Origin of the sequence: Allobosea caraganae (assembly GCF_003351345.1) — a bacterium.
In the GTDB taxonomy this organism is placed as follows: domain Bacteria; phylum Pseudomonadota; class Alphaproteobacteria; order Rhizobiales; family Beijerinckiaceae; genus Allobosea; species Allobosea caraganae.
On record NZ_QQTO01000033.1, the window covers coordinates 178,430 to 200,184 of the forward strand.

Here is a 21,755-nt window from a genome sequence, read left to right on the forward strand (position 1 = left end):
GGTATGACGATGAAGACGGCGATCACGATCGACGAGTTGAGACGCATGGCGGCGCGGCACGCTGTTTCACTGCCGCGTGCACATGCGAGCAATGATGATCATGAATTTCAGCCGGATGCGGCTCCATCGGCGTTGCCGTTGATCGACGGAGAGCGAGCCGCCCGCATCAGCGAGTTGATCCAGACATCCCGCGAATTGGCAAAGCGCCGGACGCCTGAGGAGACTGCCGAGCTGGAACGCCGTTTGGAAGAGCGCGAAGGTTGACGTGCGACCGCCTTCGCGAGTTCTCATCGTCGATGCCAACATCGTCCTGAGCTGCGCGCTCGGGTTGCGGGCAGGCGAGGTGCTAGAGTTCGTTGGCCAACGGCGTATCCTCGCCATCTCGCAGCGTGCTGTCGAGGAGGTCATCGGGGTTTCTGGTCGCCTCGCCGACGAGGGGCAGCCTTCGGCAGTTCTTGCTCCCAAGCTTGTCGACGCTCTCTCGGTTGTCGCCCATGAGCAATATGCCCAACTCATTCCAGAAGCTGCAAAAACGTTGATGCTCGCTCCGGCTTCACGGAACGGAAACTCCGCTGATGCTCACGTGCTTGCACTGGCTTGGCAGGCCGAGGCCGATATCTGGTCTCATGATCGCGACTTTGCAGGAACGGGTTGGCCGTCATGGTCCAGCGCCAATCTCAGAGCTGCGCTGGCACGCGAAACCGAGAACCCGAACCCCTGAGAACCCGCCATGCGCTGTCCCTATTGCGGCTCCCTCGACACGCAGGTGAAGGATTCGCGGCCGACCGACGATCACGCCTCGATCCGCCGCCGCCGCGTCTGCCCCGATTGCGGCGGCCGCTTCACCACCTTCGAGCGCGTGCAGCTGCGCGAGCTGACCGTGGTCAAGCGCTCCGGCCGGCGCACCGCCTTCGACCGCGACAAGCTCCAGACCTCGATCGAGGTCGCCCTGCGCAAGCGCCCGGTCGCGCCCGAGCGGATCGAGCGCATGGTCAACGGCATCGTGCGCCAGCTCGAAAGCTCGGGCGAAGGCGAGGTTTCCAGCTCCACGATTGGCGAGCTTGTGATGGAAGGGCTGAAATCGCTCGACGACGTCGCCTATGTGAGATTCGCGTCGGTCTATAAGAACTTCCGCGAAGCCCGTGATTTCGAAGAGCTTTTGGGCCAGCTCAGCGCCGACGAGCTCGAAGCCGTGACGGTTCCGCCGCCCGCCCGCCAAGATGACTGACCAGAGCGCGGTCGACCGCGCCTTCATGCGCCAGGCGCTCGACTATGGCGCGCGCGGGCAGGGCACGACCTGGCCGAACCCCTGCGTCGGCGCCATCGTCACGCAGGACACAGCCGACGGTCCGGTCATCGTCGCCCGCGGCCATACCCAGCCCGGCGGCCGCCCGCATGGCGAGGCGCATGCTTTCGACCGCGCCGGCAGCGCCGCGATCGGCGGCACGCTCTACGTCACGCTCGAACCCTGCTCGCACCGCACGATCCGTGCCGCGACGCCTTGCGTCGAGCGCACCATCCTGGCCGGCGTCCGGCGCGTCGTCTCGGCCATGGCCGATCCGAACCCGCGCTTTCGCGGCCTCGGCTTTGCCCTGCTGCGCACGGCCGGCATCAGCGTCACCACCAACGTGCTGGAGGCGGAGGCGCAAAGCGCTCATCGCGGCCATGTCCTGCGGGTCACGCAGGGGCGGCCGATGGTAACCTTCAAGATCGCCCGCACCGCCGATGGCTTTGCCGGCACGGCCGCGCGTAAGCCCATCGCCGTGTCCTGCCCGGCCGCGAGTGCCTGGGTCCATCTCCAGCGCGCCCATCACGATGTGATCATGCTTGGCATCGGCTCGGTGCTGGCCGACGACCCGATGCTGACGGTGCGCCTGCCGGGTATGGCCAAGCGCTCGCCGATCCGGGTCATCCTCGATTCGCACTTGCGTCTGCCACTGGCTTCACGGCTCGTGCAGACGGCAGGTGAGGTTCCGGTCTGGGTCATCGCGACCGAGGCCGCGCCGGTCGAGCGCGAGCTTGCCCTGGTCGCAGCCGGCGTCGAGGTCATGCGGGTGTCGGCCGGGCCGGACGGCCATCTCGACCTCGCGGAGGCGTTGACGCTGCTGGGAACGCGCGGCATCACCCGCGTCTTTTCCGAGGGCGGGCCGACTATCGGCGAGAAGCTGGCGCTGGCTGGTTTGGCCGATGAGGTCATCGTCTCGACCTCGCCAAAGCCGCTCGGCGAGCAGGGCGTCGTTGCCGTGCGTCCGGGCCTTGCAGAAATGCTGGCCAACCCCGACCTGTACCGGCTTGCGGAGGCCGGGCTGATCAGCCACGACCATTTCGAGCGCTATGAGAGGATCGCCTGATGTTCACCGGCATCGTCACCGCCATCGGCACGGTCGTGGAATCGCAGAGCAAGGGCCCGAGCCTGAAGCGCCTCGCCATCGCCAGCCCTTATGACGCAGCCGGAATCGAGATCGGCGCCTCCATCGCCTGCGCCGGTGTCTGCCTGACGGTGACGGCGCTGAAGCCCCGCACCGATGGCGAGGCCGGCTGCATCTTCCAGGTCGAGGCCGCGGCCGAGACCCTGTCCAAGACGCAGGTCGGCGAGTGGGCGCCCGGCACGAAGATCAATCTCGAGCGCTCGCTCAAGGTCGGCGACGAACTCGGCGGCCATCTCGTCACCGGCCATGTCGACGGCGTCGGCACCATCCTGAAGATCGAGCCGATCGCGCCCGATCCGGACGAGCCCTGGGGCGCGACGGCGCGCTTCCATGTCCGCGCGCCGCGGGGTCTGCCGCGCTTCATCGCCGCCAAGGGCTCGATTTGCCTGGACGGCACCTCGCTCACGGTCAACACGGTCGAGGACGACGTCTTCACCGTGCTGCTGATTCCGCACTCCTTCAGCGTCACCACCTGGGGCGAGCGCGGGGAGGGCGACCCCGTTCATGTCGAGGTCGATCTGATGGCACGGTATGCCGCGCGGCTTGCAGAGGCCGGCCGGGGCGAGTAACCAGCGGCCTCAACATCCAGCAAGGACAAGAACCATGGCCGGACCCCGGCAGATCTCGGCCGACAAGGCCGCAACTCCCGCCGCCCCGCTGGACGGCGCGCGCGTGCTCGTGGTCGAGGCGCGCTTCTACGACAAGCTCGCCGACGAACTGCTCGAAGGCGCGCTCGCCGTGCTCGACAAGGCCGAGTGCCGCGTCGACGTCGTCACCGTGCCCGGCGCGCTCGAAATCCCCTCGGCCATCATCATCGGCCTGCGCGCCGCCGACGAGGCCGTCGATCCCTATGAGGCGGTGATCGCGCTGGGCACCGTCATTCGCGGCGAGACCGGGCATTACGATATCGTCGCCGGCGAAAGCTCGCGCGCCCTGATGGACATCTCGGTCGCCTATGCCATGCCGCTCGGCAACGGCATCCTGACCGTCGAGACCGATGCGCAGGCCTGGGCCCGCGCCAATCGCTCGGAGATGGACAAGGGTGGCGGCGCGGCGGAAGCGGCTCTCGCCGTGCTGCGCTACAAGCGCTCGCTCGCGGATAAATCCTCGTGAGCCGGGCCGAAATGCGCCGCGGCGCGCGGCTTTCGGTCGTGCAGGCGCTGTACGAGATGGAGATCGGCGGCCGCGGCGTCATCGAGGCGATGGCCGAGTTCGAGGCCTTCTGGATCGGCAAGGAGGTCGAGGATATCGAGCTTCCCAAGGCCGAGATCGCCTTCTTCCGCGACCTGCTTGGCGGCGTCGTCCGCGAGCAGCGCCTGGTCGACCGCTCGGTCGACGAGGTGCTTGCCACCGGCTGGCCGTTGAAGCGCGTCGAGGCCGTGGTCCGCGCCATCCTGCGCGCCGGCGCCTATGAGCTCGCCTTCCGCAAGGACGTGCCGGCCCGCGCCGTGATCTCCGAATATGTCGCCGTCGCCCGCGCCTTCTACGAGGGCGAGGAGATCGGCATGGTCAACGCCGTGCTCGACAAGCTGGCCCGCGACTTCCGCGCCGACGAATTCGACGCGCCTGCGGCGTAACGAGACTCGCATGGACAAGGCGTTCCGCCGTGACCTCTCTTCTCCCTCCCCCCGCTTGCGGTGGGGAGGGCTGGGGTGGGGGGCCGAAAAGCCTGAGCTCCGTCCTGAATCGCCGTGCCGAGCGGCACTGCCCCCCACCCCAACCCTCCCCACCGCAAGCGGGGGGAGGGAGAAGTGGCGCGCCAATCCATGAGTCGTCCCGGCGAATTCGAACTGATCGCCCGCTATTTCGCGCCGATCGCCGGCCCGGCCGGGTTGGGCCTGACAGACGATGCCGGGCTGCTGCGTCCGGCGCGTGGCTACGAACTCGTCGTCACCGCCGATGCGCTCGTCGCCGGCGTGCATTTCTTCGCAGACGATCCGCCGGCCTCGATCGCCCGCAAGGCGCTGGCTGTGAACCTCTCCGACCTCGCCGCCAAGGGCGCCAGGCCCGATGGCTTCGTGCTGACGCTCGCGCTGCCCAAGGGCTGGACCGAAGCCTGGCTCGCCGATTTCGCCAAGGGGCTGGCAGCGATGGCGGAGGAGGGCGCTTGCCCGCTGGTCGGTGGCGACACCGTCTCGACGCCGGGGCCGCTGACGCTCTCGATCACCGCTTTCGGCAGCGTCCCCGCCGGCCGCATGGTGCTGCGCTCCGGCGCGAAGCCGGGTGATCTGGTGCTCGTCTCCGGCACGATCGGCGACGGCGCGCTTGGCCTCAAGGTCCACGGCCCGGACAAGCCGGACTGGGTGGTGAAGCTCAGCGAGGCCGGGCGCAGCCATCTCGCCGACCGTTATTTGCATCCGCGCCCGCGCCTTGCGCTCGCCGCTGCACTCCAGGCTCATGCTTCGGCGGCGATGGACATCTCCGATGGGCTCGTCGGCGATCTCGCCAAGCTGCTGGCCGCCTCCGGTGTGGGGGCAGAGATCGATCTCGACACCGTCCCGCTTTCCGATGCGGCACGCACTGCGATCATGGCCGCTCCCGCATTGGCGGAACTGGCCTGGACCGGCGGAGACGATTACGAAATTCTCCTGACGACCTCGGAAGGAGAATATCCTGCTATGGTCGCCGCGGCCGAGGCGGCCGGGATAAGCCTCGCGCGCATCGGCCGGGTCACGTCAGATAGTGGCGTGGCGCGGTTTCTTGAACAGGGCAGGGAGCGCGTCTTCGCGCAAGGCTCCTTCGCCCATTTCTGACGGCACCTGCTAGGACACGCCCTAGGTTGCCGGGCTTGGATCGGCGGCCTTTGCGATGAACCAGCATGTTTCGGTGACCGAGGGCGACGTCGTCGCCAAGCGCAATGCGCTCGTCCTGGCCTGCGCCCAGGCGCTCGGCGGCGCGAGCCCGGCCATCGTGATCTCGCTCGGCGGCATCGTCGGCTCGCAACTGGTCGACGACAAGACCTTCGCCACCGTGCCCGTCAGCTTGATGCAGCTCGGCCTTGCCACCGGCGTCATCCCGGCGGCCATGCTGATGCGCCGGCTCGGGCGCCGCAGCGGCTACCTGATCGGCGCGCTGACCGGCGCCGTTGCCGCCAGCGTCGCGGCGGCGGGGGCGGGCGGGCGCCTGTTCTGGCTGTTCTGCATCGGCACCTTCATGTGCGGGCTCTACGGCGCCTTCGTCCAGAGCTACCGCTTCGCCGCCGCCGACACGGCGAGCGAAAGCTTCAAGCCGCGCGCCATCTCCTGGGTGATGTTCGGCGGCCTCGCCGCCGGAATCATCGGCCCGCAATCGGTCTACTGGACGCGCGACCTGACGCCGGCCGCCCCCTTCGCCGCAAGCTTCCTGGCGCAGGGCTGCCTGGCGCTGCTGGCGATCGCCGTCGTGTTCCAGCTGCGCGCGCCGCCGGTCGCCGCGGCGAAGCAGGTTGGCGGGCGGCCGCTCTCCGAGATCATGCGCCAGCCCAAGTTCATCGCTTCGGTCACGGCTGCGCTGGTCGCCTACGGCCTGATGAGCTTCGTCATGACGGCGGCGCCGCTCGCCATGGTCGGCTGCGGCCATTCGATCGGTGAGGCGGCGCTCGGCATCCAGTGGCACGTGCTGGCGATGTTCGGCCCGAGCTTCTTCACCGGCAAGCTGATCGCCCGCTTCGGCAAGGAGAAGGTCACGGCCACGGGCCTCCTGCTCACCGCGCTTGCCGCCATCGTCGGCCTGCACGGCCTCAGCGTCGGGCATTTCTGGCTGGCGCTGATCCTGCTCGGAATCGGCTGGAATTTCGGCTTCATCGGCGCGACCGCCCTGGTGACCGACTGCTACCGCCCCGAGGAGCGGGTCAAGGTCCAGGCCGCCAACGACTTCCTGGTCTTCGGCTCGGTCGCCATCGCCTCCTTCTCGGCCGGAGGCCTGCTCAATGCCGGCGGCTGGGAGAGCGTCAACTGGCTGGTCTTCCCGCCCGTCGCGGTCGCGCTAGCGCTGGTGGCGTGGCAGGGGCTGCAGAAGCGGGCAGCGCCCGCTGCCTTCTGACAACTGAACAGCTTAGCCGAACGGCGGCGCGCCTGCTTCGGCTGGCGCGCAGCGCCGGCTATGCTTGCCTGACATTCGCGCAGATTTGTCAGTCGCGCCGTTTGCGTTCCGGTGGAAACTTGTCGAAACTGTGGGTCGACTCTGGCGATCGTATTCCGGGCGCGATCTTCCCCGCCCGTCTCCGCATCATTGGCGTTCAATAATCATAGGTTCGCGACAACGCTCGCGTGGGAAGAAACCTCAAGGACAGGAGCACCGATGTCCGCCTTGCTTATCATTATCCTTCTGAGCGCGCTTTCGATCGTCTACGGCATATGGGCCTATGGCGACGTCATGAAGCGCGATGCCGGCAGCCAACGCATGCAGGAGATTTCCGGTGCGGTGGCCGAAGGCGCGCAGGCCTATCTCAAGCGTCAATACGTTACCATTGCCATGGTCGGCGTGGTGCTCTTCGTAGTCCTGGCCTATCTGCTCGGCCCCTGGGTCGGCATCGGCTTCCTGATCGGCGCCGTCCTGTCCGGTGCTGCCGGCTTCATCGGCATGAACGTCTCGGTCCGCGCCAACGTGCGCACGGCCCAGGCGGCGATGCAGTCGCTTGGCGATGGCCTCGACGTCGCCTTCAAGGCGGGTGCGGTCACCGGCATGCTGGTCGCAGGCCTCGCCCTCCTCGGCGTCGCGGTCTACTACAGCTTCCTCACCAAGGTGCTCGGCAACGTTCCCTCGAGCCGCATCGTCATCGACTCGCTCGTCGCGCTCGGCTTCGGCGCCTCGCTGATCTCGATCTTCGCCCGCCTCGGCGGCGGCATCTTCACCAAGGGCGCCGATGTCGGCGCCGACCTCGTCGGCAAGGTCGAGGCCGGCATCCCGGAGGATGATCCGCGCAATCCGGCCACGATCGCCGACAACGTCGGCGACAATGTCGGCGACTGCGCCGGCATGGCAGCCGACCTGTTCGAGACCTATGCGGTGACGCTGGTCGCGACCATGGTGCTCGCCGCGATCTTCTTCGCCGGCCAGCCGGTCCTCGGCGCGATGATGATCTACCCGATGGCGATCGGCGCGGCCTGCATCGTCACCTCGATCATCGGCACCTTCTTCGTCAAGCTCGGCGCCAACCAGTCGATCATGGGCGCGCTCTACAAGGGCTTCATCGCCGCGGGCGTGCTCTCTGTCGGCGCGATCGCGATCGTGAACTACTGGCTGTTCGGCGGCTTCGCGGCCTCGTTCACCACGGTCCAGGGCGTGACCTTCACCTCGGGCGGGCTCTTCTCCTGCGCGCTGGTCGGCCTCGTGGTGACGCTGCTGATCGTCGTCATCACCGAGTACTATACCGGCACGGGCAAGCGCCCGGTCGTCTCGATCGCCCAGGCCTCGGTCACCGGCCACGGCACCAACGTCATCCAGGGCCTCGCGGTCTCGCTGGAAGCGACGGCGCTGCCGACCATCGTGATCATCGCCGGCATCATCGTCGCCTATGGCTTCGCCGGCCTGTTCGGCATCGCGATCGCGACCACCGCCATGCTGGCCTTGGCTGGCGTCGTCGTGGCGCTCGACGCCTTCGGCCCGGTCACCGACAATGCCGGCGGCATTGCCGAGATGGCCGGCCTGCCCAAGGAAGTCCGGCACTCCACCGACGCGCTCGACGCCGTCGGCAACACCACCAAGGCGATCACCAAGGGCTACGCGATCGGCTCCGCCGGCCTTGGCGCCTTGGTGCTCTTCGCCGCCTATACCTCGGACCTCAACTTCTTCATCGGCGAGGCCAACAAGGCGGGCTCGACCACGTTCCAGTACTTCAAGGGCGTCACGGTCGACTTCTCGCTGTCCAACCCCTTCGTCGTCGTCGGCCTGCTGCTCGGCGGTCTCATCCCCTTCCTCTTCGCGGGGATGGGCATGACTGCGGTCGGCCGCGCCGCCGGTTCGGTGGTCGAGGAGGTCCGTCGTCAGTTCAGGGAGAAGCCCGGCATCATGCAGGGCACGGAGCGGCCCGATTATGCCCGCGCCGTCGACCTACTGACGAAAGCCGCGATCAAGGAAATGATCATCCCGTCGCTGCTGCCCGTGCTGGCGCCGATCGTGACCTTCTTCGCCATCAACGCCATCGCCGGCAAGAACCAGGCCTTCGCCTCGGTCGGCGCCATGCTGATGGGCGTCATCGTCACCGGCATCTTCGTCGCCATCTCGATGACCTCGGGCGGCGGCGCCTGGGACAACGCCAAGAAGAGCTTCGAGGATGGCTTCGTCGACAAGGACGGCGTGCGCCACATGAAGGGCTCCGAAGCCCACAAGGCCTCGGTGACCGGCGACACCGTCGGCGACCCCTACAAGGACACGGCGGGCCCCGCCGTGAACCCTGCGATCAAGATCACCAACATCATCGCGCTCCTGCTGCTGGCGATCCTGGCCCATTCCTGAGCCGGGCCGGTAGCCCGCACGACCAGGCCCCGCGGAGCGATCCGCGGGGTTTTTCTTTTGCTTTTTCAACAGCTTGCCGGATGATGCTGAATCGGGATGTCCGCTGCTTGAATCAGATTCTGAAGCTATGGCCGGGGCCGACCCTCCCTGTCATGCTCGCCCTTGTGGCGAGCATCCACGCCTTGAACGCTCATCGCAGTCAAAGACGTGGATGGTCGGGACAAGCCCGACCATGACGATGGAGACCGTACTACGGCCGGGAGCGTAGCGTTCCTGCAAGCTTCGGGTGCCCTGCGATGCCATGGTCCCTCCAGCCCGAGGAGAGAGCCATGACCGTAGAAGCCGCCGCCGTTCCCGCCGCCAAGCCCAGCCATGCCGTCGAGATCGCGCTGCTGTTCGTGCTCGCGGCGCTCTGGGGCGGTTCCTACACCTTCATCAAGCTCGGCGTGGAGACGATCCCGCCGCTGACCCTGATCGCGGCCCGCACGCTGATCGCAGGCGCCATCCTCGTCGCGGTGATCCGCTGGCGCGGCCTCGGCCTGCCACGCGATCTCGCGACCTGGCGGCGCTTCATGCTGCAGGCCTGCCTCAACAGCGTCTTGCCCTTCACGCTGATCGCCTGGGCCGAGCGCAGCGTCGATGCCGGCCTCGCCACCATCCTCAACGCGACGACGCCGGTCTTCGTCTTCCTGCTCACGTTGGCCTTCGCCGCGCAGCGCAAAGTCGATTTGCGCAAAGCCTTCGGCGTCGCGGCCGGGCTTGCCGGCATCATGCTGGTCGTCGGCGTCGAGGCCTTCGGTGGGGTAGCCGGCGAGCTCGTGCCGCAGCTTGCGATCGTGCTGGCGACGGTGTGCTATGCCTGCGCCGCCCTGTTCGGCCGCAACTTCACCGGTCTCGACCCGCTGATGCCGGCCGCCGGCTCGCTGATCTGCGGTGGCGCGGTCCTGTTGCCGCTCTCGCTGATCGTCGACCGGCCCTGGACGCTGGCGCCCTCGCAGGAGTCGATCCTCGCTTTGCTGGCGCTCGCGGCCTTCTCGACGGCGCTCGCCTTCGCGATCTACTTCCGGCTGATCCGCACGCTCGGCCCGGTCGGCACGACGTCGGTCTCCTTCCTCAGAGTTCCGTTCGGCGTCGCCATCGGCATCGCCTTCCTTGGCGAGCGCCTCAGCCCCACTGCCTGGATCGGTCTCGTGCTGGTCGTGATCGGCGTGGCGGCGATGACGCTGCCGGAGCGCAAGGCGCGCTGAGCTGTCCACAGGCACGAAAAAGCCCCGCAGCGTCGCTGCGGGGCTTTTGTCTTGCGCCGTCCGAAGCTCTGGCGGGCTCGTCAGGAGCCCAACCCGCCGAGCGGGTTGAACTTGGTCACGCCGCGGAAGAGGTTGCGCACGAAGCTCTGCTCCTCGCCGCCGGCGGCGGTGGTGCGGCTGATGAAGTCGAAGACCACGCCGTCCTGCAGGCCGTAATTGGCGATGCGCTCGACCTTGAAGCCCTTGTTGAAATAGATCACCAGCACGTTCTGGTCGATCACGGCCGGGTCCTGGAACTGGAAGCGCCGGCGCACGCGCTGGCTGATGTAGTAGAAGGTCCGGTTGCCGACGGTCGAGGTCGTCGACGGCGTGCCGAGGATCTGCAGCACCTGCTGCACGTCCATGCCCGGCTTGATCTGCGCGATCAGCCCGTCATCCATGACGAAGCCGCGGGTGAACTCCTCGTTCATGCCCGAGGAGGTCGGCAAGACGAAGCCGCCCCTGTCCGCGCCGCAGCCGGCCAGAGCGAGAGACGAGGTCGCGAGAAGACCGAGCAGGGTCACGCGGCGGGTCGTATCGGTCATGCAGGGCAATCCAGAGGCAGGGAGGCCAAGAACGGGAAGGGGAGTGTCTAGTCGCTTGTCAAACGGGTCATGGTTGGCGTAACGCCCGAGGATGGCTTTGGCAAGGCAGAGGCAGCAAGCGGAGTTGCGCGCGTGATCTTCGGCTTGTTCGGCAAGCGCCCGGAACGACTTGCACCCGTAAATGCGTTGTTCGAGCGCGTTGCCGCGGCGTCGCGCCAGCCTGCGCTTTATCTCGAAGGCGGCATTCCCGACACGTTCGAGGGCCGTTTCGAATCGCTCACCCTGCACGTCTTCCTCGTCCTGCGCCGGCTGCGCGAGTTGCCGGCGCCGGCCGACGGCCTGGCGCAGGACCTCGTCGACGCCTGCTTTTCCTATCTCGAATTCGGCTTTCGCCAGAGCGGCATCAGCGACATCGCCGTGCCCAAGCGCATGAAGAAGATCGGCCAGATGTTCTACGGACGTGTTCAGGCCTATGAGAGCGCGCTGGCCTCGCCCGATCCGGCGGAGCTGGTCGAGGCTCTCCGCCGCAATGCCGGCTGCGGCGGGGGCGCCGGGCCCCTGGCCGCTTATGCGCGGCAGGTCGTGAGCGCCCTGGCCGGGCGTGATCTTGACGCAATTCTGGTGCAGGACGCGCTTTTCCCAACCCTTTCCAGCCAAGAGAGCCATCATGGCGCCTGAAACCAGCGCCCCGCTGAGCCAGCCGATCCGGGTCGAGACCATCAAGCCGCGCGGCAGCCATGCGAGGGTCACCGCGACGGGAGACGTGCTGGCGAAGATCGCCCGCGCGCTCGACCTCGCCTCGCTCGAATCCCTCGAAGCCCGCTACGAGCTCGCCCGCAACGGCGAGCGCGTGAAGCTCGAGGGCGAGATCGTCGCCGAGCTGCACCAGACCTGCATCGTCACGCTCGAGCCGTTCCCGGTTCGCCTGAAGGTTCCGCTCAAGCTCGACTTCGCGCCGGAGGCCGAGGTGCTGGCCGCGGCCCAGCGTCAGGAAGAGCGCGAGGAGAAGGGCGAGATCGACCTCGAGATCATGCTCAACGAGGCCGACCCGCCGGAGCCGATCATCGACGGCATGGTCGACCTCGGCACGATCACCGTGGAATTCCTGTCGCTCGCGCTGGACCCCTATCCGCGCAAGCCCGGCGCGAGCTTCGACACGGAGCTCGGGACGTCCAAGGAGGAATCGCCCTTCGCGGTGCTGGCGAAGCTGAAGCGGGGCGAATGAGCGCTTTATCCGCTATTGCTTTGGCTTGCGGCGGGCGGCCAAGTCGCTATTGTCCGGCCCGCATCGAGCTGCCCCGCGTCGAAGGGCGGCCGCATCCGGGATCGACCATCACCTCATGACCAGACCGGTTACAATCGCGCTCGATGCGATGGGCGGAGATCACGGCCCTTCCATCGTCGTTCCGGGAGCCGCGCTGGCGCTTGAGCGTCGGCCCGATGCGCGCTTCGTCATGTTCGGCGACGAGAAGCTCGTCCTGCCGCTGCTCGACGCCCATCCCAAGCTCAAGGCGGTCACGACCTTCCACCACACCGAGGTCTCGGTGAAGATGGACGACAAGCCGAGCCAGGCCCTGCGCTATGGCCGCTACAAATCCTCGATGTGGCGCGCCATCGACGCCACCAAGACCGGCGAGGCCGACGTCACGATCTCGGCCGGCAATACCGGCGCGCTGATGGCGATGTCGAAATTCTGCCTGAAGTCGATGCCGCAGGTCGACAGGCCCGCCATCGCCTGCCTGTGGCCGACGGCGCGCGGCGAGAGCATCGTGCTCGATGTCGGCGCGACCATCGGCGCCGATGCCCGCCATCTCGTCGATCTCGCGGTGATGGGGGCGGCCATGGCCCGCGTCGTCTTCGATCTCGACCGGCCGACCGTCGGCCTGTTGAATGTCGGCGTCGAGGAGATCAAGGGCGTCGAGGCGGTCAAGGAAGCCGGCCGCATCCTGCGCGAGGGCAACCTGCCGCATCTCGACTATCACGGCTTCGTCGAGGGCGACGATCTCGGCAAGGGCACGGTCGATGTCGTGGTCACCGAGGGCTTCACCGGCAACATCGCCCTGAAGACGGCCGAGGGCACCGCCCGCCAGATCGCCGGCTATCTGCGCGCCGCGATGAACCGCTCGCTGATGGCCAAGATCGGCTATCTCTTCGCGCGGGGCGCCTTCGCCGCGCTGCGCGACAAGATGGACCCGCGCAAGGTCAATGGTGGCGTCTTCCTGGGGCTCGAGGGCATCGTCATCAAGAGCCATGGCGGCACCGATGCGATCGGCTTCGCAAGCGCCACCGAACTGGGCTATGAGATGGCGCGCGAGAACCTGATGGCGAAGGTCCGCGAAATGGTGGCCGCCTCGGTGCGGCCGGAGGCGGCGCCGCAACCCGCGGCCACCGTCGAGTAGGGAACAGGTTACTTTGTCCAAACTGCGCTCTGTCGTCCGCGGCTGCGGCTCGTATCTGCCGGAACGTATCGTCACCAATGCCGAGCTGGCTCAGCGCGTCGACACGTCCGACGAGTGGATCGTCCAGCGCACGGGCATCCGCCAGCGCCATGTCGCGGCCGATGGCGAGACCACCTCGATGATCGGCCTCAGGGCGGCGCAGGCCGCGCTTGCCGACGCCGGCATGGACCCGTCCGAGATCGACCTGATCATCGTCGCGACCGCGACGCCTGACCATACCTTCCCCGCCACGGCGACGCAGATCCAGGCCGGGCTCGGCATCACCGACGGCGCCGCCTTCGACCTGCAGGCGGTCTGCTCCGGCTTCGTCTTCGGCCTCGCCACCGCCGACAAGTTCCTGTGCTCGGGCGCGGCGCGCGCGGCGCTGGTGATCGGCGCCGAGACCTTCTCGCGCATCCTCGACTGGGAGGACCGCGCCACCTGCGTGCTCTTCGGCGACGGCGCCGGCGCCGTCGTGCTCAAGGCGGAAGCCGGCGACGGCACGCTCAAGGATCGCGGCGTCCTCGCAACCCATATCCGCTCGGACGGGCGCTACAAGAACAAGCTCTACGTCGACGGCGGCGCCGGCTCGACCAAGACGGTCGGCTTCCTGCGCATGGAGGGCAAGGAGGTCTTCCGCCATGCCGTCGTCAACTTGGCCGAGACCGTGCGCCACACCTTCGCCGAGACCGGCCTGAGCGGCGACGACATCGACTGGTTCGTGCCGCACCAGGCCAACCGCCGCATCATCGACGCCACGGCCGACAAGCTCGGCATCGACCATGACCGCGTCGTCGTCACCGTCGACAGGCACGGCAACACCTCGGCCGCCTCGATCCCGCTTGCGCTGGCGGAGGCGCACAAGGACGGCCGCATCAAGCCCGGCCAGCTCGTCCTGATCGAAGCCATGGGCGGCGGCTTCACCTGGGGTTCCGCCTTGATCCGTTGGTGAATAGATTCATCGAAACTCCGGGTATTTTCGATATATTCCCCTGAAATCTCACGTGTTTTACTGAAGAGTAGAGTTGAATGGCCGTTCGAGGATTGACCGGGCACGCTCGGGCGCATAGCGTTCTTGCGTCCGTAACGGCGAAGGGTGGGTGGTCCTTCCGCACACCAATAACGCCTTGGAGGCTATGAATGGCGGGGCAAACGGTCACTCGCGCCGATCTGTGCGAGGCTGTCTACCAGAAAATTGGCCTGTCGCGGACGGAGTCGTCCAAGCTCGTCGAGGCTGTCCTGGACGAGATTTGCGACGCGGTCGCGCGCGGCGAGAATGTGAAGCTGTCGTCTTTCGGCTCGTTCGTCGTGCGAGACAAAGGCGAGCGAATCGGGCGTAATCCGAAGACGGGCGTTGAAGTTCCCATCGAGCCGCGTCGCGTGATGGTGTTCAAGCCTTCGAATGTGATGAAGGCGCGCATCAACGGGCAGGCGGGCGAGGGCGACGAAGAGTGAGTCTGGAGTTCCACACCGGCGATTCAGAGGCCGAATTGGACACCAAGAGCCCAGATGCTTTCCGGACAATCAGCGAGGTCGCAGACGACCTCGACATTCCCCAACACGTCCTGCGTTTCTGGGAGACGCGCTTCTCCCAGATCAAGCCGCTCAAGCGTGGCGGCGGGCGCCGCTACTACCGGCCGGATGATGTCGCCCTGCTGAAGGGCATCCGCCGGCTGCTCTACGGCGAAGGCTACACCATCAAGGGATTGCAGCGGATCCTGAAGGACCAGGGGCCGCGCCATGTCCAGGCCATCGGCCGCGGCGCGCCGATCGGCGCCCAGGTCGCGGCCGCTGTGCCGGACATGCTCGCCCCGCTGCCGTTGCGCGCGGGGCCGGTCGACACCGACCATGCCGGCGAAGCCCCGCCGTCCTGGCGGCCGGAAGCCGCCGAACCGCGGCCCTCAGCGCAGGAGCGCGACGACATCGCCGTGCTCGCAACCGTGCTCGCCGAGCTGGCCGAATGCCAGCGTGTGCTGCGGGCCGTGCTCCAGCCGCAGGCCATGGGCGAGGGCGCCTGAGCCGCCGCGTCCTTCCCCCCGAGGGGAGAAGGGATAGCGCGCGCTCTTGAAGCACGCAGCAGGCCTGCCTAGATCGGCAGGCGAGGACGACCTCCGCGGCCAGGCCGCGTTCCTTCCCCAACGGCGTGGACGACCTCGCCCCTGTTCAAGGAGCGCCGTCATGGCTTGGCTTTACCTGTTCGTCGCCGGTTTGTTCGAGATCGGCTGGGCGATCGGCCTCAAATACACGCAAGGCTTCACGAAGCTGGTGCCGACCACGCTGACGCTGGCCAGCATGGTGATCAGCCTCGGCCTGCTCGGCCTTGCGCTGAAGCAGCTGCCGGTCGGCACCGCCTATGCGGTCTGGACCGGCATCGGCACAGTCGGCACTGCGGCGCTCGGCATCTGGCTGTTCGGCGAGCCGGCCGGCGTGTTGCGGCTCGTCTGCATCGGCTTGATCGTGGCCGGCATCATCGGGCTGAAGCTGGTCGCCTGAGCGGCGGCCGCCGGGCGCGTCAGCGGCGGAGCGCGTCCGGCCAGTTCCCGCTGCGATCGAGCCAGACGATCAGCACGACCACCGCGAGCGTCACCACGAGTGTCGTCAGCTTGGCGTTCCAGGGCACGCGCCGGCCGATCAGCCAGATCAAGGAGACGCAGATCAGGACGGGAACGATGATTTCCATGTCGCGAGCCCAAAGCTATCCTCAGCACCCCGCATTCTGGCCGCGATCGGGCCCCGCCGCAATTTCGGAACCGAATGGGATCGTTCACGTTGCGTGACTGGGGAGGCGCGCCGCTGCTGCGGCGCCGGCTGTCACCGTCGCAAGATCCCACGACAGGAGGATGGCATGGGTTTGTTTTCCAAGGATATCAAGACGATGGACGATCTCTTCGTCCACACCCTCAAGGACATCTACTACGCCGAGAACCAGATCCATAAGTCGCTGCCGAAGATGATCGAGAAGGCGACGGACGCGAAGCTGAAGCAGGGCCTGGAGATGCATCGCGGCGAGACGCAGGGGCATATCCAGCGGCTCGAGCAGGTGTTCAAGCTCCATGGCGTCGAGGTCGAGGGCGTCGATTGCCCGGCGATCGACGGCATCCTCCAAGAAGCCTCGGACGTTACCGGCGAGGTCGAGGACAAGCAGGTCCTGGATGCCGCGATCATCGCCTGCGCGCAGGCGGTCGAGCACTACGAGATCACGCGCTATGGCACGCTCGCGGCCTGGGCGAAGCAGCTTGGCCGCAATGACTGCGCAGCGCTGCTGCAGCAGAATCTCGACGAGGAGTTCGCGGCCGACAGCAAGCTGACCAAGCTGGCCGAATCCGGCATCAACCGTCAGGCGGCGTAACCGCAGCCATCTTCCCATGTGAGAGGCCCGTTCCGGCTTGCCGGGGCGGGCTTTTCGCTGCTCAGACCGGGTTGCCGGGATCTCCGGGCGGCACCTTCGGGCGGGCCTTGCGCAGGCCGCGCGCCCAATAGCCCGCCGCAACCAGTCCCAACGGAATCGACGCGAGGAAGATCCAGACCAGGAAGCCCCAATCACCTAGTGGTGGCATCGCGGGGCTCCGGCAGGAGGTGGTCGCCGCGCGGCGCGATCGGCCGCGCGCCTTCGATCAGCGGCCGGGCCTTGCCGATCTCCGCTGCGATGAAATCCAGGAACAGCCGCACCCGCGGCGAATGCCGGAGATCAGGATGGGTCAGCAGCCAGAGATCGGCGGCGAGCCCGTTCTCCGGCTCGCTCAGCCGGGTCAGCCCAGGCTTGGTGTCGGCGATGAAGCAGGGCAGGAAGCCGATGCCGATGCCGGCCTCGACCGCCTCCGACAGGCCGAGGACGCTGTTGACCTTGTAGATCACCCGCTCGGCCGCGACGTGCTCCTTCAGATAGCGCACGACCTTGAAGCCGGAGAACTGGTCGCCGAGCGAGACCCAGTTGCGCTTGAGCAGCTCGTCCATGGCGGGGAAGTCGCTCTCCGGAAAATCGCCAGCGCGGCCATAGAGCGCCCAGGCGATGCGGGCGGCGCGGCGGCCGACCAGCGTGTCCGGCGGCGTGTCGGTGGCGCGGATCGCAACGTCGGCATCGCGCTTGGAGAGGTTCAGCGCCTGGTTGCCGAGCAGGATGTCGAGCCGGATCTCCGGACACTGCACCAGGAAGGCGGCGAAGACCGGCGTCAGCAGGTCGACCAGCAAGGTGTCGTTGGTGGTGACGCGCAGCTCGCCGGCGGGCTTGATCTCCTGGCCGTCGAGCTTGCGGGTGAAGGCGGTGATGTCGCCGTCGAGCCGTTCCGCGAGCTGCGCCATCTCCTCGCCGGCCGGCGTCGGCACATAGCCGCTGCGATGCCGCTCGAACAGCTTCAGGCCGAGCCCATCCTCGATCTGGCCGAGCCGGCGGAAGACGGTAGAATGGTTGAGGCCGACCAGTGCGGCGGCGGCCGGCAGCGCCTTCGCCTCGGCGATGGCCTTGATCAGGCGAAAATCGTCCCAGGCGAGGATCTTGGCCGCGTTCGGCATGGTGTCGCTCTCGATCTTAGATCGCCGTGCGTCCTATCGGACGCACAGTGGCGATCTAGGCTTTTGTTATTGCATCGGACTTTTCCGAAAACCGGATTCCACTTTTCGGTCCGATGCACTAGTGACCCGCACGCATTCGCCGCCGTCATGGTGCGAGCCATGCGGCGGCGAAGAGTGCTGGCGCAGGGTTACCCCATGCGGTCGCGATTGCAATCGACAGCTCAGGCTGCGGCGGGAACCGGCTGCGCGCCGAAGCGGACGGGGCGAACGGCCAGCGCGCCGTCGCCGATCAGGCCATGGGCAAGCGCGGCGAGCGCCAGGAAAGCGGGATATTCCCAGCCGCCATTCGGGGCATTGAAGACCCAGCCATTGGGGGCATGGACCATCAGCGCGCCGAGCAGGACCGGCAGCAGCAGCACCGAGACGACGCGGCCGTAGAAGCCGATCAGGATGGCGAAGCCGCCGGCGAGTTCCGCCAGCATGATCGGCCAGGCGAGGGCGCCGGGAAGGCCGACCTGGCCGAGGAAGCCGGCGAAGCCCGCCGGGGTGAAGATCACCAGCTTGAGATAGGCGTGGGCGATGAACATCAGGCCGAGCGCAACGCGCAGGCCGAGGGCGCCGTAGGGGGCGAGGCGATTGTCGATCATGGTCGTTTCTCCGAGGTAGGGACCGGGCTGGTCTCGGGGCATAAGATGACCGGCGATCGATGCAATTCAAATTGTTCAATTCCAACAATGAGATTGCGTAGGCGCAATGATTCGACCCTGGCTTTTCGGGCCTTGGCGCACGACCTTCCTTCCCAACGAGGCGCCCCCGCCTCACCAGCCCGGAGGAGGGCATCATGCAGATCAACGGCATCCACCACGTCACGGCGATCGCCGGCCCGGCCCGCCGCAACCTCGATTTCTACGGCCGCGTGCTCGGCCTGCGCCTGGTCAAGAAGACGGTCAATTTCGACGATCCCGGCACCTATCACCTCTATTATGGTGACGCGGCCGGCGCGCCCGGCACGATCCTGACCTTCTTCCCCTGGGAGCATGCGGCTGCGGGCCGGCTCGGCGTCGGCGAGACGCAGGAGACCGCGTTCCGCGTGCCGGAGGGCGCTATCGGCTACTGGACGCATCGCCTGGTCGAGCACGGCGTCGTCCACGAGCAGCCGCAGAAGCGCTTTGGCGAGACGGTGCTTGCCTTCCGCGACCCGGACGGGATGCGGCTCTCGATCGTCGGCGTGCCCGGCATCGAGTCCGAGCCTGCCTGGGGCGAGGGTGGCATCCCGGCCGACTACGCCATCCGCGGCTTCCACAGCGTCAGCCTGCTGCTGGACGATGCGGCCCCGACCGGGGCGATCCTGAGCGACGTCTTCGGCTTCAAGGAGATCGCTCGCGAGGGCACGCTGATCCGCTACCAGGCGGAAGGCACGCCGCTCGGCAACATCATCGACCTGCGCGGCGCCGGCGGCTTCCTGCCGGCCCGCCAGGGCGCCGGCTCGGTCCACCACATCGCCTTCCGCGCGACCGACGACGCCGCGCAGCAGGAAATGGTGCGCCGCCTCGCCGAGAACCACGGCATCCGCACGACGGAGCAGAAGGACCGGAACTATTTCCGCTCCGTCTATTTCCGCGAGCCCGGCCGGGTCCTCTTCGAGATCGCCACCGACGTCCCCGGCTTCGCCGTCGACGAGGCGCCGGAGACGCTCGGCCAGGCGCTGAAGCTACCGGCCCAGTACGAGAGCCAGCGCAGCCGCATCGAGGCCGTGCTGCCCGAACTGGCCTGACCACAAGGCCGCCTTGCGCCGTCGCGACGACGGGGCAGGGCGGTTCCCTCACGCTCAACCGGAGATGCAAGATGGACGCTGTCGCGACCACCTCCTTCATTCACGCCTTCGAGCCCGGCACGGACGCCAACCGCACGCCGCTCCTGCTGCTGCACGGCACCGGCGGCGACGAGCGCGACCTGCTGCCGCTCGGCCGCATGGTCGCGCCCGGCGCGGCCCTGCTCTCGCCGCGCGGGCAGGTTCTCGAAGGGTCGATGCCGCGCTTCTTCCGGCGCCTGTCCGAAGGCGTCTTCGACGAGGACGACCTGCGCCGCCGCACGCATGAACTCGCCGATTTCATCAAGGATATCAGCCGGCAATACGGCCTCGCGGCCCCGGTCGCGGTCGGCTTCTCGAACGGCGCCAACATCGCCGCGAGCCTGCTGCTGCTCCGGCCGGAGGTGCTGGCGGGCGCGGCTCTGCTGCGGGCGATGTCGCCCTTCGCCAAGCCGCCGCGGGCCGATCTCACCGGCAAGCGGGTGCAATTGCTCTCGGGCGCCTTCGACCCGATCGTGCCGGCCGATGACGCGGAGCGGCTGGCGACGACCTTGGCAAGCAACGGCGCGGCGGTCGATCATCGCACCGTGCCGACCGGCCATGGCCTGTCGCAGGCCGATATCGGCTTGCTCAAGACCTGGCTCGACAAGGCCTGAGGTCGACCAGTCATTGCGAGCGTAGCGAAGCAGCCCAGGAAGACTGCGTGAGCGAGACCCACTGGGCTGCTTCGTCGCTCACGCTCCTCGCAATGACGGGTTAGGTCGCGGCCTTCTTCTTGCTGGGAGACGCTGGCTTCGGCGGAGGCGGGTTTGCCGCCGCTTCCGCTTCCCTGGCCAGCCGCTGCGCGCGCAGGGCCTCGATCTTCTTGCGCGCCGCCGCTTCTTCCGCCGCGATCCGCCCGCTCGATTTCTGCTTCTCGCGCGGCGCTTCCTGAACGCTGTGCACGTCGTGCCAGGCGCGTGGTTTGCGGTCCTCGCTAGCCATCTCTGTCCTCCCGCATAAGCCACCCATTTCCATGAGCTTACGCCCGAATGCTGCGGGATACGAGCGGCTATCTCAGCAGCAATCGCCGCGGCCATTGTTCTGAACAGCCGAGCCCGTTCGCACTATTGCGAAGCTTGCGACTTTGGGCGCGGTTCGGTGACTTAGCGCCGCGCCGGTATTGCGCCCCCATCCCTTCGTCGTCATACTTTTTTCCTAAGACCCATCAGAGGTCTGACCAGGGAGGAAAGATGAAATGCTCAAGTCGAGAATCAGATGGATTCTGGGCGCGGCGCTTCTTGCCGCGACCCCGCTAAGTGCGCAGCCGGCAATAGAGCTGCACGGAGCTTCGCAATTCAACGATGACCACGCCTTCACCAAGGCGATGGCCAAGTTCGGCGAAGTTGTGAAGGCCTGCTACGGCAAGCCGATCAATTTCGTGCTGCACAAGAACAGCGAGCTCGGCCTGGAGAAGCAGTATTTCGAGTATATGGCCTCAGGAAAAGCGGTCGATTACGCCATCGTGTCTCCGGCGCATATGTCGACCTTCTCGAAGGCGGCGCCGTTCATCGACGCGCCCTTCATCTTCCGCGACCTCGCCCATTGGACCAAGGTCATCGAACTCGACCTGTTCAAGCCGATCGCCGACGAGATCGCCAAACGCGCCGACGTGATGCTGATCGGCTATGGCGGCGGCGGCACGCGCAACATCTTCGTCAACAAGCCGGTCCGCAACATGGAGGAGATCAAGGGCCTCAAGGTCCGCGTGCAGGGCGCCCCGATCTGGAGCCGCACCTTCCAGGCGGCCGGCATGGCGCCGACCGTGATCGCCTATAACGAGGTCTATAACGGCATCCAGAACGGCGTCATCGCGGCCGGCGAGAACGAGGCGGCCGGCGTCGAGGCGATGCGCTTCTACGAGGTCGCGCCGCAGCTCGCCATGACCGAGCACGCGATCACGATCCGCCCGCTCGCCTTCTCCGGCAAGACCTTCCGCAAGCTGCCGAAGGACCTGCAGGATTGCGTGCTGAAGGGCGGCAAGGAAGGCGCCGCCCATGGCCGCCAGGTCGAGTCGAGCGAGGACACCGCCAAGCTCGAAGCGCTGGAGAAGGCCGGCAAGCTGAAGCGCATCCCCTTCGCCGACCGCGCCGCGATGAAGAAGGCCGTCGACCCCGTGCTGATCGAATACGCCAAGGAGATCGACGCGCACGGCATCCTCGAGAAGATCAACGCCGTCCAGTGATCTCTCTCGCCGCCTGAATCCGCCGCTGGAGCCACCGGTTCCAGCGGCCTCCCTCCCCATAATCGAATGTCTGGAACGC

28 protein-coding genes are annotated in these 21,755 nt (G+C 67.2%); 22 read left to right on the forward strand and 6 right to left on the reverse strand.

The annotated features are described in order from the left end of the window. The first annotated feature begins 9 nt into the window (after nucleotides 1-9). The 11 genes from DWF00_RS21735 to DWF00_RS21785 all read left to right on the forward strand — a co-directional run bounded on the left by DWF00_RS21735 (nucleotide 10) and on the right by DWF00_RS21785 (nucleotide 10,111). Nucleotides 10-264 carry a hypothetical protein gene (locus tag DWF00_RS21735; protein WP_147283714.1) on the forward strand — a complete coding sequence of 85 codons (255 nt, stop codon included), beginning with the start codon at nucleotides 10-12 and terminating at the stop codon, nucleotides 262-264. Between the two features lies 1 nt (nucleotide 265). Continuing rightward, the gene (locus tag DWF00_RS21740; protein WP_181832679.1) at nucleotides 266-721 is read left to right on the forward strand and encodes a PIN domain-containing protein; all 456 of its coding nucleotides are present in this window, start codon (nucleotides 266-268) and stop codon (nucleotides 719-721) included. A gap of 9 nt (nucleotides 722-730) precedes the next feature. Next, on the forward strand, nucleotides 731-1,228 hold the full coding sequence (gene nrdR / locus DWF00_RS21745) for a transcriptional regulator NrdR (RefSeq protein WP_114829720.1): 498 nt from the start codon (nucleotides 731-733) through the stop codon (nucleotides 1,226-1,228). Then, entirely contained in the window at nucleotides 1,221-2,351 is a 1,131-nt protein-coding gene (gene ribD, locus DWF00_RS21750) for a bifunctional diaminohydroxyphosphoribosylaminopyrimidine deaminase/5-amino-6-(5-phosphoribosylamino)uracil reductase RibD (protein ID WP_114829719.1), read from the forward strand. Before nrdR ends, ribD begins: the two co-directional genes overlap by 8 nt. Beyond that, nucleotides 2,351-2,998: a riboflavin synthase gene (locus tag DWF00_RS21755; protein ID WP_114829718.1), complete on the forward strand. Its 648-nt coding sequence runs from the start codon at nucleotides 2,351-2,353 to the stop codon at nucleotides 2,996-2,998. The genes ribD and DWF00_RS21755 overlap by 1 nt, the downstream gene beginning before the upstream one ends. Before the next feature lie 34 nt (nucleotides 2,999-3,032). Continuing rightward, a complete protein-coding gene (gene ribH / locus DWF00_RS21760; protein WP_114829717.1) occupies nucleotides 3,033-3,542 on the forward strand; it encodes a 6,7-dimethyl-8-ribityllumazine synthase in 510 nt (169 codons plus the stop codon). Nucleotides 3,543-3,553: 11 nt separating this feature from the next. After that, the gene (gene nusB / locus DWF00_RS21765; RefSeq protein WP_114829716.1) at nucleotides 3,554-4,006 is read left to right on the forward strand and encodes a transcription antitermination factor NusB; all 453 of its coding nucleotides are present in this window, start codon (nucleotides 3,554-3,556) and stop codon (nucleotides 4,004-4,006) included. Nucleotides 4,007-4,195: 189 nt separating this feature from the next. Continuing rightward, nucleotides 4,196-5,182, forward strand: a complete 987-nt coding sequence (thiL, locus tag DWF00_RS21770; RefSeq protein ID WP_114829715.1) for a thiamine-phosphate kinase — start codon at nucleotides 4,196-4,198, stop codon at nucleotides 5,180-5,182. A gap of 55 nt (nucleotides 5,183-5,237) precedes the next feature. Beyond that, entirely contained in the window at nucleotides 5,238-6,449 is a 1,212-nt protein-coding gene (locus tag DWF00_RS21775) for an MFS transporter (RefSeq protein ID WP_114829714.1), read from the forward strand. Nucleotides 6,450-6,707: 258 nt separating this feature from the next. Further along, the gene (locus DWF00_RS21780) at nucleotides 6,708-8,864 is read left to right on the forward strand and encodes a sodium-translocating pyrophosphatase (RefSeq protein ID WP_114829713.1); all 2,157 of its coding nucleotides are present in this window, start codon (nucleotides 6,708-6,710) and stop codon (nucleotides 8,862-8,864) included. A gap of 329 nt (nucleotides 8,865-9,193) precedes the next feature. Continuing rightward, nucleotides 9,194-10,111: a DMT family transporter gene (locus DWF00_RS21785; protein ID WP_114829712.1), complete on the forward strand. Its 918-nt coding sequence runs from the start codon at nucleotides 9,194-9,196 to the stop codon at nucleotides 10,109-10,111. 80 nt (nucleotides 10,112-10,191) lie between these two features. Here DWF00_RS21785 and DWF00_RS21790 read toward each other — a convergent pair whose 3' ends face one another. Then, nucleotides 10,192-10,695 carry an outer membrane protein assembly factor BamE gene (locus DWF00_RS21790; RefSeq protein ID WP_114829711.1) on the reverse strand — a complete coding sequence of 168 codons (504 nt, stop codon included), beginning with the start codon at nucleotides 10,693-10,695 and terminating at the stop codon, nucleotides 10,192-10,194. A 144-nt stretch (nucleotides 10,696-10,839) separates the two neighbouring features. Here DWF00_RS21790 and DWF00_RS21795 point away from each other — a divergent pair, with 144 nt between their 5' ends. The 7 genes from DWF00_RS21795 (at nucleotide 10,840) to sugE (ending at nucleotide 15,626) form a co-directional block, all read left to right on the forward strand. Beyond that, nucleotides 10,840-11,373, forward strand: a complete 534-nt coding sequence (locus DWF00_RS21795; RefSeq protein ID WP_245974183.1) for a ubiquinol-cytochrome C chaperone family protein — start codon at nucleotides 10,840-10,842, stop codon at nucleotides 11,371-11,373. Next, nucleotides 11,363-11,920 carry a YceD family protein gene (locus tag DWF00_RS21800; RefSeq protein WP_114829709.1) on the forward strand — a complete coding sequence of 186 codons (558 nt, stop codon included), beginning with the start codon at nucleotides 11,363-11,365 and terminating at the stop codon, nucleotides 11,918-11,920. Before DWF00_RS21795 ends, DWF00_RS21800 begins: the two co-directional genes overlap by 11 nt. A 115-nt stretch (nucleotides 11,921-12,035) precedes the next feature. Then, a complete protein-coding gene (gene plsX, locus DWF00_RS21805; RefSeq protein ID WP_114829708.1) occupies nucleotides 12,036-13,094 on the forward strand; it encodes a phosphate acyltransferase PlsX in 1,059 nt (352 codons plus the stop codon). Nucleotides 13,095-13,107: 13 nt separating this feature from the next. Continuing rightward, nucleotides 13,108-14,085 carry a beta-ketoacyl-ACP synthase III gene (locus DWF00_RS21810; RefSeq protein WP_114829707.1) on the forward strand — a complete coding sequence of 326 codons (978 nt, stop codon included), beginning with the start codon at nucleotides 13,108-13,110 and terminating at the stop codon, nucleotides 14,083-14,085. 188 nt (nucleotides 14,086-14,273) lie between these two features. Then, nucleotides 14,274-14,588: an integration host factor subunit alpha gene (locus DWF00_RS21815; RefSeq protein ID WP_069876977.1), complete on the forward strand. Its 315-nt coding sequence runs from the start codon at nucleotides 14,274-14,276 to the stop codon at nucleotides 14,586-14,588. Further along, complete coding sequence (locus tag DWF00_RS21820; RefSeq protein WP_425453170.1) at nucleotides 14,585-15,151, forward strand: MerR family transcriptional regulator; 567 nt, start codon at nucleotides 14,585-14,587, stop codon at nucleotides 15,149-15,151. The genes DWF00_RS21815 and DWF00_RS21820 overlap by 4 nt, the downstream gene beginning before the upstream one ends. Nucleotides 15,152-15,311: 160 nt before the next feature. After that, a complete protein-coding gene (sugE, locus tag DWF00_RS21825; RefSeq protein WP_114829706.1) occupies nucleotides 15,312-15,626 on the forward strand; it encodes a quaternary ammonium compound efflux SMR transporter SugE in 315 nt (104 codons plus the stop codon). A 19-nt stretch (nucleotides 15,627-15,645) separates the two neighbouring features. Here sugE and DWF00_RS29560 read toward each other — a convergent pair whose 3' ends face one another. Beyond that, nucleotides 15,646-15,813, reverse strand: a complete 168-nt coding sequence (locus DWF00_RS29560) for a hypothetical protein (protein ID WP_181832678.1) — start codon at nucleotides 15,811-15,813, stop codon at nucleotides 15,646-15,648. Between the two features lie 165 nt (nucleotides 15,814-15,978). On the opposite strand from DWF00_RS29560, the gene DWF00_RS21830 reads away from it, so the two are divergent. After that, on the forward strand, nucleotides 15,979-16,482 hold the full coding sequence (locus tag DWF00_RS21830; RefSeq protein ID WP_114829705.1) for a YciE/YciF ferroxidase family protein: 504 nt from the start codon (nucleotides 15,979-15,981) through the stop codon (nucleotides 16,480-16,482). A gap of 61 nt (nucleotides 16,483-16,543) precedes the next feature. Here DWF00_RS21830 and DWF00_RS29565 read toward each other — a convergent pair whose 3' ends face one another. The 3 genes from DWF00_RS29565 to DWF00_RS21840 form a co-directional block, all read right to left on the reverse strand. Then, nucleotides 16,544-16,690 (reverse strand): hypothetical protein, encoded by a 147-nt coding sequence (locus DWF00_RS29565; RefSeq protein ID WP_181832677.1) that lies wholly within the window; start codon nucleotides 16,688-16,690, stop codon nucleotides 16,544-16,546. Then, a complete protein-coding gene (locus tag DWF00_RS21835) occupies nucleotides 16,674-17,642 on the reverse strand; it encodes a LysR family transcriptional regulator (RefSeq protein WP_114829704.1) in 969 nt (322 codons plus the stop codon). The genes DWF00_RS29565 and DWF00_RS21835 overlap by 17 nt, the downstream gene beginning before the upstream one ends. A gap of 221 nt (nucleotides 17,643-17,863) precedes the next feature. After that, complete coding sequence (locus tag DWF00_RS21840; protein ID WP_114829703.1) at nucleotides 17,864-18,289, reverse strand: DoxX family protein; 426 nt, start codon at nucleotides 18,287-18,289, stop codon at nucleotides 17,864-17,866. Between the two features lie 194 nt (nucleotides 18,290-18,483). Between DWF00_RS21840 and DWF00_RS21845 the strand changes: the two genes are divergently transcribed. Together DWF00_RS21845 and DWF00_RS21850 are read left to right on the forward strand one after the other, a co-directional pair. After that, nucleotides 18,484-19,416, forward strand: coding sequence for a ring-cleaving dioxygenase (locus DWF00_RS21845; protein ID WP_114829702.1), 933 nt, complete (start codon nucleotides 18,484-18,486; stop codon nucleotides 19,414-19,416). Between the two features lie 71 nt (nucleotides 19,417-19,487). Further along, on the forward strand, nucleotides 19,488-20,108 hold the full coding sequence (locus DWF00_RS21850; RefSeq protein WP_114829701.1) for an alpha/beta hydrolase: 621 nt from the start codon (nucleotides 19,488-19,490) through the stop codon (nucleotides 20,106-20,108). Nucleotides 20,109-20,208: 100 nt separating this feature from the next. Here the strand turns inward: DWF00_RS21850 and DWF00_RS21855 are convergent, their stop codons facing one another. Beyond that, nucleotides 20,209-20,436, reverse strand: a complete 228-nt coding sequence (locus DWF00_RS21855; RefSeq protein WP_114829700.1) for a transcriptional regulator — start codon at nucleotides 20,434-20,436, stop codon at nucleotides 20,209-20,211. Nucleotides 20,437-20,689: 253 nt separating this feature from the next. Between DWF00_RS21855 and DWF00_RS21860 the strand changes: the two genes are divergently transcribed. Continuing rightward, the gene (locus DWF00_RS21860) at nucleotides 20,690-21,676 is read left to right on the forward strand and encodes a TRAP transporter substrate-binding protein (protein WP_114829699.1); all 987 of its coding nucleotides are present in this window, start codon (nucleotides 20,690-20,692) and stop codon (nucleotides 21,674-21,676) included. Nucleotides 21,677-21,755: the final 79 nt, after the last annotated feature.